Raw genomic sequence first — 12,197 nt, 5'->3', positions numbered from 1 at the left:
TTTTAGAAAAGATGAAGGAAAAAGCGAAACATCAATAATAGATTTACACCTTTTATTCACAAGGAGTCTATCCATGGATATCGTTCACTACTATTTGAAGCTCAGCGGACATTTTGCAGATGCAAACAAGAACAATGCAATACATGTTACGATGGATGAATTAACGCAGATTCTGGATTGCACAAGGCGAAATGCGCAGTTATTGATCCGGAAGATGCAAAAACAAGGTTATATTGAATGGAATAGCGGTTTAGGACGGGGCAACACTTCCAATCTGGTGCTTAAGCAAAACAGGGATCAGATTCTGATGAACAGAGCCAAGGAACAGGCATTACGCGGACAAATAGGAGAAGCTTATGAACTCCTTCACTTAAGCCCGCTTGAGCCGCTATTTTCCGGCTGGCTTACCGAGCAATTTGGTGCAATGAAGACTTTGGATGAAAAAGATATTCTTAGATTCCCTTTTTACAGGCCCGTGCTGGATTTGGACCCGCTGCATGTAATTCGCCGAACGGAAGCACACCTGATTCGTCAGATATTTGATACGCTTGTTGTGTATGATCCTGTTAACCAAGTCATCCGTTCAGGAATAGCCCATCATTGGGAGCATGATGAGGATTGTATCGTCTGGACTTTATATCTGCGCAAAGGAGTACGGTTTCATCATGGAAGAGAATTGAATGCGGCCGATGTCGCATTTACATTCCGGCGCATCGGGGCGCTTGAGCACCCGGATTGGGTCATGCGGAATATTGGAGACATTGAGGTGATCGATGGCTATACACTTCGTTTTCGTCTGACAAAGCCCAATTCGCTATTTTTGCATATTATTGCTTCTGAACGCTTCTCCATCGTGCCGGAAGACTTGGAGCAGATTTCTCTGGAACAGGATTTCCGGCAGCATCCGATCGGGTCGGGACCTTTTCTAATGAAGGAAAACAATGAAACGATTTTGGCTCTGGAGGCGCATGAGCGATATTATGGAGGACGTCCCATGATGGATCGCATTGAAATATGGGTGTGGCCTGATTACAAAGAGCATCTGATTTCCAATACATCGGTTGTGAAGGAAGCCAGGCTGCAATATTTTGATGCGTCGGAGAAGGACATTCCGGCCAGAGTGCTAACACAGCTTGAGGATGGAAGTTCCGTTCTGACGTTCAATACCAGAAAAAAAGGACCGCTGCAGGATATCCGTTTGCGGCAAGCCATACATCTGGCGCTGAATCGTGAGCAGATGATTGAAGATCTAGGCGGACGGAGGGAACAACCCGCCTCCGGATTTAACCCGCGTAACCATGATGCCTCTTACGGGAGAAGCAGTGATGTACAATTGGCCAGGGAATGGATTGACGCATCGGACTACAACGGTGAATGTCTGTCGTTATACACATATGAACTTAAGAGCAACGAAGAAGATGCGGCATGGATGAAGAGCAAGTGCGCTGAGATTGGCGTGAATATTCAAATTCATATCTTGCCCATTCGGGAACTGACCACAAAGGAAGTCATCCGGGCATCCGATATGCTGTTTGCCGGTGAGGTACTCGGCGAAGAGCCTACGGTTGATTTGATCAGTATGTATCTGTCCGATGATGGTTATATCCGTAATCACTTGGATGAACTAAGCAGAAACAGGGTAGACAGTATTATCGAAGAAGCTTTGGCGGAACCTGATCCATGCGCCAGAAGAAGTGTTCTGGAACGGATCGAGGAAGAGTTGAAACAGCGAAGCGCGGTTTTGTTTATGTATCACAGCCGTCAAACCGTAGGGCATGACCCATCACTAAGCGGTATTACGCTGAATGCCTGGGGGAAAATCAATTACAAGGATGTATGGATCAAACGATACTAAAATATCTTTGTGAATTAAATCTAAAATTAACCTTTCTTTAATAGAACATTAAGGGATACTCTCCATAATAAGCACAAGCAGGTTATTCTATCCGGGCTAAGGAGAGGGCTAATCATGAAAAGAATCCGAAAGATTCATATGTGGATCGGAATTATCGCAACCGTGTTTTTGTTGATCGAATCAACAACCGGCATCATCATGTATTTGGACCAGGGAGATCGTAGAACAGGAATGGAGAGGAATTTCAGGATGATCGGAAATTCACAGGCTTTTGCCAACCAGAAATCTACCTTACAGAATGGTCAGCAGAATGATGCAAGCGGACAATCCACTGACAGGGGATTCGGTAACGGAAATAGCGGCGGATCGGGAATGAACCGCTTTAATGGAGCAGGAGCGTTTCCGGATCGTGCAGGCGGCAGTTCTTTTAGCTCGAAAGTCCGGAGTCTGCATGAAGGGATAGTCGGCCTCATCAGCGGCATAGGCATGTTCCTGTTAACCGGAACCGGCATTATCATGTCCTTTATCATCTGGGGGGCTAACCGTAAGAAAAGAAAACGCGATAACAGACCGAATCAGCAGATGACGATCATACATCCCGGGGAGTGATTGGACATTCTTATATAGTTCGATGAAATATACACAGGATGCTGTCATATTTTATAACATAAACGTCATGACGGATTACACAATGAATATTCGTCATACCGATGCAAACGGGCCTCCCTTATTAAGGGACGGTCCTTTTTTCGTATAAACATGTAAAGAAATTGAAAGTCAAAGTAAATGATTTGAAATTGTTTGGCTCCGCCGTCGAGGCTACAATTTGATCAACAACCCAAATGAATACTCCCATCCATACATCTGTTCAGGAGGTGATGCACGTTCATGAAACAAGCTGGACGAAAGCATGTAAAATCCAAATGGGCTGTTGCCGGCCTTTTCGTACTCTCGGTTTGCGCTTCGGTCGCGTTTGCGAAGGACAAACTTTTGGCAGATGAACACGATTATAAAGTAATGGCCACTGTCGGCGGCATACCCGTCACGATGCCGGAGTTCGAGAAATCGGTACAAAGGAACAAATCCGGTGTTTTGAGCTACTTCCATGACAAATATAGCGCTGAGCAGATACCTGGTTTCTGGACAAGCTCTTTTGAAGGGGAAGTACCACAGGATCTGCTGAAGAAAAGAGCGCTTGATGACAGCCTACGGATCAAAGTTACGGAGTGGATTGCCATGGAGCAAGGGGTTATCAACGATATCAGCTATCAGGGATTTTTGAAGCAGCTCGAGCAGGAAAATGCCAGAAGAATGAAAGCGGCGGCGAATCATCAGGTCATCTACGGGCCGCTTCAATATAACGAGGATACTTATTTGCAATATATCCTGACCAACGCCGCAACGGCCGTTAAGCAAAAGATACAGCTGGATGAGCACTTAAAACCTGACGAACTTGCGCTGAAAGCATTCTATGAAAAGCATAAACATGATCTTTACCAGACGCCGGGTGACATAAAGCTATTCACGATGGCGGTTTCATTTTTGGATGCCAATCATCAGGTTGACCCCGTGAAAAAGGAACGTGCTGGAAAACAGTTAAAAGAGGCAGCTGCAATGCTGGAATCAGGGGCTTCTTTTGCGGATACTGCCAAGACCTATTCGGATCGAAAAACCGAAGATGAGCTTGTGATTAATCTCGGCAATGATCGGAATAATTCCAGAAGTCCTGTTGCACGTGCTGCGGCCAAGATGAACATCGGGGAAACAAGCGATATCGTAGAAGAAAATGGAAGTCTGTACTTGCTGAGATGCACGGATAAAACCGATCCCGGATCGGCCTTCGTCCCTTTTGAAGAGATCGCGGATCAGGTTCTCAAAGATTATATCGATCGCGAATATGAGAATATGATTCAAATCAAGCTAGATGAAGCCCAGGTCAATGTCGATGAATCGCTATATCAGTCCTGGAAAGTCGAAGAGTAGAGAGTTGCCCGATATTTTTTGTAAACGCTTCACAACATGTTTGTGAGGCTATTACATAGGACAGATCGGGGTAAAACCTGCATCCGTCCAACATTCGATAGAGGGAGGACAAGGCTCATGTTTAAAAGGACAGCGAGAAAAGCAATCAGCATGTTGACGGCCATCGTTTTGATCACGGGAATAGGGGTCAATGCTTCGCTCGTGAAAGCCGATACGGCTAGCGGGACAACGTATTACGTGGATAATGTCAGCGGTAACGACAGTAATGCAGGAACGAATCAGAATGAGGCATGGAAGTCACTGACGAAGGTGAATGCGACGACCTTTGAGCCCGGTGACCACATTTTGTTCAAGGCAGGAGGTTCATGGCAGGGACAGTTGTGGCCGAAGGGTTCCGGATCCGATGGAAGCCCTATCATCATTGACAAGTATGGAAGCGGAAACAAGCCTTTGATCGCCGGAGTCACGTCAGAGCTGCAAACGGTATTTCTGAAAAACCAGCAGTACTGGGAAATCAACAATCTGGAAGTGACGAACCCGTCATCGGAGCCTTTTTCAAGAGACTGGAAGGGCGCTCGGGGAGAACGCCGAGGTGTCTACATCCTGAATGAAGAAAGCGGTATTTTGAATCATATTTATATCAAGAACCTGAACATTCATGACGTTGATGGAGTGTATACGACAAGGTCGGGAGGAATTATTTTCGACTCGGTGGGTTCCTGGGTGCCAAGTGCATTTCATGATGTGCTTATTGATGGCAATACATTAACCGATGTAGATGCCTACGGGATTTATATCAGCTCGAACTGCATTCTTCGTTATGGCATGGGGGATTTGTGGGAATGGGTGCCGAAGCCTTACGGGGCCTGGACACCGTCTACCCAGGTGAAGATCTCGAACAATACCGTTGTCAGAGCGGCTACGGGCGGCATTGCTTGGAATGTAACGGATGGCGCGGTGGTTGAACACAATACGGTTCAAGAGGCTACATATTTGGCGACAAATGCGTCCATCTGGTGGGCTTATGCCGACAATAACGTCGTGCAGTACAATGAATCGTTTGCCAGCAAAAACGGTTCCGAGGACGGCACGGGCTTTGACGTGGATGCAGGCAACCTGGGCTCCCTTGTACAGTATAACTACAGCCATGATAATGCCGGGGGATTCATGTTGTATGTCAATGATACGTATAGCACGATCAATACGATCGTCAGATACAACATCAGCCAAAATGACAAGGCACGTATCTTCCGCTACAGCGGATCGATTGATACGGTACTCAATTACAACAATACCATTTATGTCGGTGCAGCCTCCGGTAACCCGGTGATGAGCGATTACTTCACGAAATCCTCGGGTAGTCCGAAAAATATCAAAAACTATAATAATGTCTATTACAGCGTAGGGGATAAGGGCTGGACCCTAACGGGACAAACCTTTGATAATAACGCCTATTTCGGCGGCAAAACGCTCGTCAGCTCTGATGCGCACAAGATCACGGCCAATCCGAAGCTGGTAAACCCGGGCAGCGGTGGAACGGGTATGAATACGGTGAACGGATACCAGCTTCAAAGTGATTCTGTGTTGATCGGAGCAGGTGTTCCGATTGCCGATAATGGAGGACGGGATTATTTCGGTAATCCGCTGTATAACGGAGATCCGGATATTGGCGCGTTTGAGTATCAGGGAACGGTACCTCCGGCGTCGGGTAAAACTCCGATCGTATATACGCCGGCCACGGTCACGCCAATGCCTAAGCCTCCCGGTCCAGATCCGGGGAATCTGGCTCCATTAGCTACCCTAACGGCTTCTGTCGCAACATTGTCGGGCAGTTCCGTCAAGGGTCTCACCGATGGTTCTTACGATAAGGCATGGTCCAGCGTGGATAAGGGAGTTACCTTCCCGAACTATATTACAATTGATTTTGGCTCGAAGACCGCAACCGTCAATCAGTTGAAAATAATCACTCGATTTGGCACCGGACAAGGCGTAACGAAACTTGATTTGGAGTATTTTAATGGTACCGACTGGACTCCTTTAAAGACCGGCATACAGTGGACATGGAAGTATGGGGACCAGACGAATGAGGCGCAAACGATAGATTTTGACCGGACGACCGCCGCGAAGTTCAGGCTCAAAATCAATGGAGCGAACCTGAAATGGGGCAACTTTGCGATCAACGAGCTGGAAATGTACGACAAACACTAATTTGTCAGTGTTCATAGGAAGATAGTGGTAAGAATTCCTGCTTCCTTGCGCCCTGAACAAAAAAGGAATCTCCCATAGGGATGGTTCTTTTTTTGTTAATCACTATACTTAAAATAAATGTAGTTCAATTCATATAGAGGATACTGGAACATGACAGCAATACAGGGGGGAAAGCATGAAGCTACAGGCAGCAGGAAAATCATCCAAATGGTTTGTGTACCAAAAAATCGTTATCGTATTTATCTTATTTTTACTTCCTCTTATATCCATGAATATTTGGCTGAATTACAAAGGAATGTCCATCACTAAACATGCCATTCTAAATTCCTCATTGGCAGGTGCATCCTTCTATTCCAAACAGCTCGATAAAGAAATGTTTTTTATACGGAATTTGCAGCTTCAGCTGCTCAATGACAAAGATCTTCAGAAGCTCAGCTTCAGGGGAAGCATGTTGGAAAATTACGAAGAGGTGGAACTCATCGATCAGGTGCGGGACCGTCTTTCGACGCTCATGGTTTCTAGCGAATATGTGGTAAGCACAGGTGTCTATGTCGAGGCTGTCGGCAAAACCATATCCACGGCATCCGGTGTTACAAATACGCCGAATGGGGAGATGAAGCTCATATCTTCGCTGATGAAAGAGAAGCCCAAACCTTCTTTTTACCGCAGCGGGAACCGCATCTTCCTGATCGAAACCGAGAATAACGGCGGCATTTGGTCGTACATTGAAATCTCCCGTCCCAAGCTGCTGGAGGCGTTAAAGGAAATTGCGAAATTGTATCCGGAGTCCGAAGTTTTGCTCGGCAATAAAGAACTTGGCACGGTGCTGACGACGGCCAATAAAATGAAAGAATCAAATGAGGTTTTGTACCTGACCGAGGATAAAAGCATGCATGATCCGAACGCGCCCGAAATGAAGAAAATAAACGGCGTGAGTTATTTTATCGTCCAAAATGACGTCAGCTCATTACATTTATCCTTGCTGATGTATGTGAATGAGAACGAAATCACGCGTCCGCTGAGCCAGTTCATTACATGGTTCTATACGCTGTTTATCATAGCCATTATCGTAATGGTGTTGTATTCTTTTTCAGTCAATCTGATGATTCATAGACCGCTTTCGAAGCTGGTAAAAGCTTTTCATATGATCGAAACTGATAATTTGAATATTATGATCGATTCCAAGACGAAAGACGAATTCCATTATGTCTTCAACAGCTTCAACAATATGACCCGCAAACTGAAAAATTCGATCGAGGAAAACTATGAGCAGAAAATCGCCTTGCAGCACTCCCAGCTGAAGCAGCTGCAGTCGCAGATCAACCCGCATTTTCTGTATAACAGCTTTTTCAACATCTATATGATGTGCAAGGTTGGAGACTCGGACAGTGCCGCGGAGTTGTCTCAGAAGCTGGGCAGTTATTATCAATATATTACCCGGAGCGGCGCGGACGAGGTTCCGTTTTATAAGGAATACCGGCATGCCCTGGATTACTGTGATATTCAGTGCATCCGGTTCTCGAACCGAATCGCTTACGAGTACGAAGGGATTTCGGGTGTTCCTCCGTCCATCTCCGTCCCGCGTCTGATCATTCAGCCTATAGTCGAAAATGTGTTCGAGCACGCATTTGAAGACGGCATGATGGAAGGTATGATATATATCAGCACGGACTACCGGGAAGGGAGACTTCGCGTCACCGTTGAGGATAACGGGAATCTCGCGACCGACGAGGTGGTGGAACATCTGCGCGAGAAGCTGGTGATGGACTCGAAGTATATCGAAAAAACGGGCTTGATTAACGTAAATAACCGTCTTCAGCTGAAATACGGGCTGGGCAGCGGGGTGTTTATCTCTCGCAGCGAATACGGCGGCCTTAAGGTAGAGCTAATCATAATGGATCAAAAAGAGGGGGCGTAACCATGTATCGACTGTTGATTGTAGACGACGAGCCTGTTATCGTAAACGGCCTGGTTCAGCTTTTTCAAGAAAATACGCAGTTTGAATTGGATGTATGCAAAGCGTATTCCGCGAGAGAGGCGCTTGAGATCGCGAAGAAAATGAAGCTGGATATCTTGGTTAGTGATATCCGCATGCCTTACAAGAGTGGGCTTGAACTCGTCGATGAAATTACATATTATTGGCCGCTATGCCGTGTTATTTTTTTGACGGGATACAGCGAATTTGAATATGTGCATGAGGCGCTGCGCAAAAACGTGGACAATTATATCCTCAAGACGGAAGGCATCGATCCGATCTTTCAGGCGGTCCAGGAGGCTTCGCATAAGCTGGATGAGGAGAACGGCCGGAGGCTCAAAGAAGAGAGGGCGAAAATGCATTTTCAAATCGCCGAGTCGGTTCTTAGAAATGAGCTCGTAGAGCGGCTGATGGGCGGCGAATCTGTAAGTGGACTTCTGGCTGAGCCGCGGTATGAGGAATTGTCACTGCATATCGAACCGAAGCAGCCGGCTTTTTTCCTCATAGGAAGGGTTGACCGTTTGGAAGAAGCAACTTCAAGGGGAATACAGGAGTCCATCCGTAGATCATTTTCCAATTTCCTTCCTCCTGCCTTTGCAAGTGAACATGCCGTGATCGAAGGCGGTATACATGTGTGGCTGCTTCAACCTGGAGAGGAACTGCTTGGCCGCTTTATGGGAACGGAACCTGAACCGCAGCTTCACTGGAACGGGATATCGGTATATATGAAGGGCATACTCGAACTTGTGCAAAATGAGTGCGAAAATTTGCTAGGCACATCGGTTTCATTTGGTATTTCAGGGAATCTTGCCGGCCGCTGGGACAACATTCGTCACCAATATGAGACGCTGCGGGGTATGCTGCAGAGCAGGGCGGCCATGGGCCAAAGTATGGTCATTGTTGACATCGAAAAGGCTAATCTGCATGAAGAAGCCTTATACGAGCACGGCCGCATGAAGCAGGAAGATGTCAAATGGCTTGTCATAGACCAGATTCACAGGTACATTGACGAGCATTTGTCCGGGGATGTCTCCTTAACGGCGATTGCAGAGGAAGTACATTTCAATCCGTCCTATTTGTCTCGCTACTATAAACAAGTAACGGGGCAGAACCTCCTTGACTATATCCAATCGAAGAAGCTGGAAGGAGCACTGCATCTGATGCAGCAAACCAATCTGAAATTAAATGAAATCGCCATGCGGGTCGGCTTTGACTCTCATTCTTATTTCACGACTTTTTTTAAGAAAAAAATGGGGATGTCCCCGCAGGATTACCGGAATTCCAACTGCGTTAACTGAATCGGGAGGTTTGATGATAGATTTGGTAAAGAAATTGATAGCAAAGTAAAAAACTCAAAATTGATAGCGTTTTCCTTCGAAATTTATAATGAAGTATATAAACAAGGTTCAACATTACAGCATACAAAGGGGGAAAGCATTCATCATGAAATTAATCAAACCATGGAAAATGATTTTGATTGCCACGATGACAGTATCCGTATTATCTGCATGCTCAAGTCCTGGAAAAGAGTCAGCTGGATCGTCCCAGACGACTGCAACCGAAGAAAACAAGAGCAGCACGCCACCCGAGCCACTCGGCAAGTATCCGGAAACGGTAACGGTATCGGAAGTACTCGGCTACAATCCGCCCGAGGATCCGCGGACACCAAAAGGGATTACGCCGGAACAGAATGCGTATCTTAAAGATTTGAAAGAAATGATGAACATTGAAGTCAAATACAAGTGGACGGTTCCATCCAGCCAGTTCGAGCAAAAGTTCGCTCTAGCCATGGCCTCGGCTGACTTGCCGGATATTATGGAGCTCAACCAGAAGGACTTTGAAAAGCTGAGAAAACAGGGGATGCTAGCCGACTTGACGCAAGCCTATAATGATTACGCTTCCCCGGAACTGAAAAAGTACATGGAATCGGATGGCGGATTCGCAATGAAGACATTCTCCGAGGATGGGAAACTGCTGGCGATGCCTGCATTCGAAGACCCGTTTCTGTCCACCCAGCTGCTCTGGCTCCGGAAGGATTGGCTTGATAATTTGAAGCTTCAGCCGCCACAATCGATGGATGATCTGGACAAGGTCGCAGAAGCGTTTGCTAAAAACGACCCGGATCAAAACGGTAAAAACGACACCTACGGCGTCGCTCTCCAAAAAAATCTGTTCTTCTGGGGTTACGACTTGAGAGGTTTCTTTAATGGCTTTGGCGCGTATCCTTCGATTGGCGACAATCAGTCTGCCTGGATCAAGGACAGTGGCGGCAAGCTGATTCCTGGTCTTGTCCAACCTGAAGTGAAGACCGCGCTTGGCAAGCTGCAATCGTGGTACAAAGATGGCATTCTCGACAAGGAATTTGCCCTGAAGGACGAAAACAAAGCAGTTGAAGATATTACTTCAGGAAAAGTCGGCATTGTGTATGGGGAATGGTGGTATCCGAACTATCCGTTGAACCTGAATGTCGATAAAGATCCGAAGGCAGAATGGATTCCAATCCAAATTCCGGGCCTCGATGGTTCGGGCAAATCGCTTGTGCCTAAGATCCGCAGCGGAAAAGTCTTTGCGGTTAACAAGAATATGAAGAATCCGGAAGCTGCCATCAAGATGCTGAACTACTATATTGAAGTGGGCAAAAAGAAATACATGGATCAGAATAAAGCGGAAAATGGATATGTCTACAACTGGTTTAATCCGCGGATTTATAATCCGGCCCAGATCGATACGATTTTCACTGAGGTTAACAAGGCGCTTGATGCAAAACAAGAAGAAATTACGCTTGACGATGAAAACTACAAAAACGTTGCAGACGTGTTCAAGGCAGCAAAGGATTATCTGTCCGGAAATACATCGAACGCAAGCAAAGGCGTGAACTGGGGTCAATATTTCAGTCGTGCGGCGAAAGACGGCGGCTGGGGCGTGACGCGTAAGATCAAGGAGAGCGGAGCTTTTGTAAACAATGAATTCTATGGTCTTCCGACAGAAACGCAAGTCGAAAAGGGAGCTCAGCTGGATAAGCTGATGCAGGAGTCCTTCACCAAAATTATTATGGGTGCGTCCTTGGATGAATTCGATAAGTTCGTTCAAAGCTGGAAATCTCTTGGCGGCGATCAAATCACCCAAGAGGTTAACGACTGGTATAGCAAAGAGGCTGCGAAATAAATCATTTGAGGATGTTGTAATCATACTGAATTAAATGATGAAACGGGAGGATGAGCCTGATTGACGCCGGCGCTTCCTCCCGTTTTAGAATGAACGGGGAGGTCCATCTGTGAGAACGCTGAAAAAGGAATATCTGCTGCATATCATGCTTTTTCCCGGAGTTATTTTTACGTTGATTTATGCCTACGGACCCATGGCCGGTCTTGTGATGGCATTTCAGCAGTTTGAGCCGTTGTCAGGCTTTTTTCACTCTAAGTTTGTAGGTTTTGATAATTTCAAGTACGTGTTTAATATGCCTGATTTTAAGCAGGTGTTGTGGAATACCATCGTGATCGCGGTCATTAAAATGGTGCTGTTTTTGGTTGTTCCATTGATTCTTGCATTATTGCTTAACGAGGTTACCAAACGATGGTTCTCGCGGTTTATCCAATCCGCCGTATTCCTGCCGTTCTTTCTGTCCTGGACCGTGCTCGGCGGCGTCATTATCGAATTGTTCTCGCTAAGCGGTCCCGTGAACGGATTGATTACATCCATGGGACTCAAACCTATTATGTTCATGCTGGATAACGAATGGTTCCGCGGTATTGTCATTGGTTCCGATGTCTGGAAAGGGATGGGCTACAATATGATCGTCATGCTTGCAGCCATTACCGGAATCAATGCGACGCTTTATGAGGCTGCTGAAGTAGACGGGGCCGGAAAATGGAAGCAGATGCTTAACATCACTTTGCCGGGGATGGCTCCGATCCTCATTCTCCTTGCGGTATTAAGTCTCGGAGGCATATTGAATGCAGGCTTTGAACAAATTCTGATCATGTATAACCCGACGGTATATGAAGGTGCGGATATTATCGATACGTTCGTTTACAGGCTCGGTATGTTTAGCCAACAATTTGGACCTGCCGCCGCTGTAGGACTGTTTAAATCCGCGATATCATTGGTTTTGGTGTCTGTGACCTATTATGCGGCTTACAAATACAACAATTATCGGATTTTTTAGGCTGGAGGTAG

General features: G+C 46.3%; 8 protein-coding genes. All 8 read left to right on the top strand.

Annotated features, from left to right (window positions below):
• Positions 1 to 73 precede the first annotated feature (73 nt).
• The 8 genes from GRF59_RS04710 to GRF59_RS04675 all read left to right on the top strand — a co-directional run bounded on the left by GRF59_RS04710 (position 74) and on the right by GRF59_RS04675 (position 12,186).
• Positions 74 to 1,855, top strand: a complete 1,782-nt coding sequence (locus GRF59_RS04710) for an SgrR family transcriptional regulator (protein WP_160496481.1) — start codon at positions 74 to 76, stop codon at positions 1,853 to 1,855.
• Between the two features lie 114 nt (positions 1,856 to 1,969).
• On the top strand, positions 1,970 to 2,464 hold the full coding sequence (locus tag GRF59_RS04705; RefSeq protein WP_160496480.1) for a PepSY domain-containing protein: 495 nt from the start codon (positions 1,970 to 1,972) through the stop codon (positions 2,462 to 2,464).
• A 279-nt stretch (positions 2,465 to 2,743) separates the two neighbouring features.
• A complete protein-coding gene (locus GRF59_RS04700) occupies positions 2,744 to 3,838 on the top strand; it encodes a peptidylprolyl isomerase (RefSeq protein WP_160496479.1) in 1,095 nt (364 codons plus the stop codon).
• A 117-nt stretch (positions 3,839 to 3,955) separates the two neighbouring features.
• On the top strand, positions 3,956 to 6,046 hold the full coding sequence (locus GRF59_RS04695) for a discoidin domain-containing protein (protein WP_237391627.1): 2,091 nt from the start codon (positions 3,956 to 3,958) through the stop codon (positions 6,044 to 6,046).
• 175 nt (positions 6,047 to 6,221) lie between these two features.
• A complete protein-coding gene (locus tag GRF59_RS04690; protein ID WP_160496478.1) occupies positions 6,222 to 7,964 on the top strand; it encodes a sensor histidine kinase in 1,743 nt (580 codons plus the stop codon).
• Between the two features lie 2 nt (positions 7,965 to 7,966).
• Positions 7,967 to 9,319, top strand: coding sequence for a response regulator transcription factor (locus GRF59_RS04685; protein WP_160496477.1), 1,353 nt, complete (start codon positions 7,967 to 7,969; stop codon positions 9,317 to 9,319).
• A 145-nt stretch (positions 9,320 to 9,464) separates the two neighbouring features.
• Positions 9,465 to 11,186, top strand: coding sequence for an extracellular solute-binding protein (locus GRF59_RS04680; protein WP_160496476.1), 1,722 nt, complete (start codon positions 9,465 to 9,467; stop codon positions 11,184 to 11,186).
• A 109-nt stretch (positions 11,187 to 11,295) separates the two neighbouring features.
• Positions 11,296 to 12,186, top strand: a complete 891-nt coding sequence (locus tag GRF59_RS04675; protein WP_160496475.1) for an ABC transporter permease subunit — start codon at positions 11,296 to 11,298, stop codon at positions 12,184 to 12,186.
• Positions 12,187 to 12,197: the final 11 nt, after the last annotated feature.

The organism is Paenibacillus dendrobii, from assembly GCF_009807035.1.
Classification (GTDB): domain Bacteria; phylum Bacillota; class Bacilli; order Paenibacillales; family Paenibacillaceae; genus Paenibacillus_AQ; species Paenibacillus_AQ dendrobii.
The sequence above is the reverse complement of the archived record's forward strand: the minus strand, read 5'-3'. Positions and strand labels throughout refer to the sequence as shown.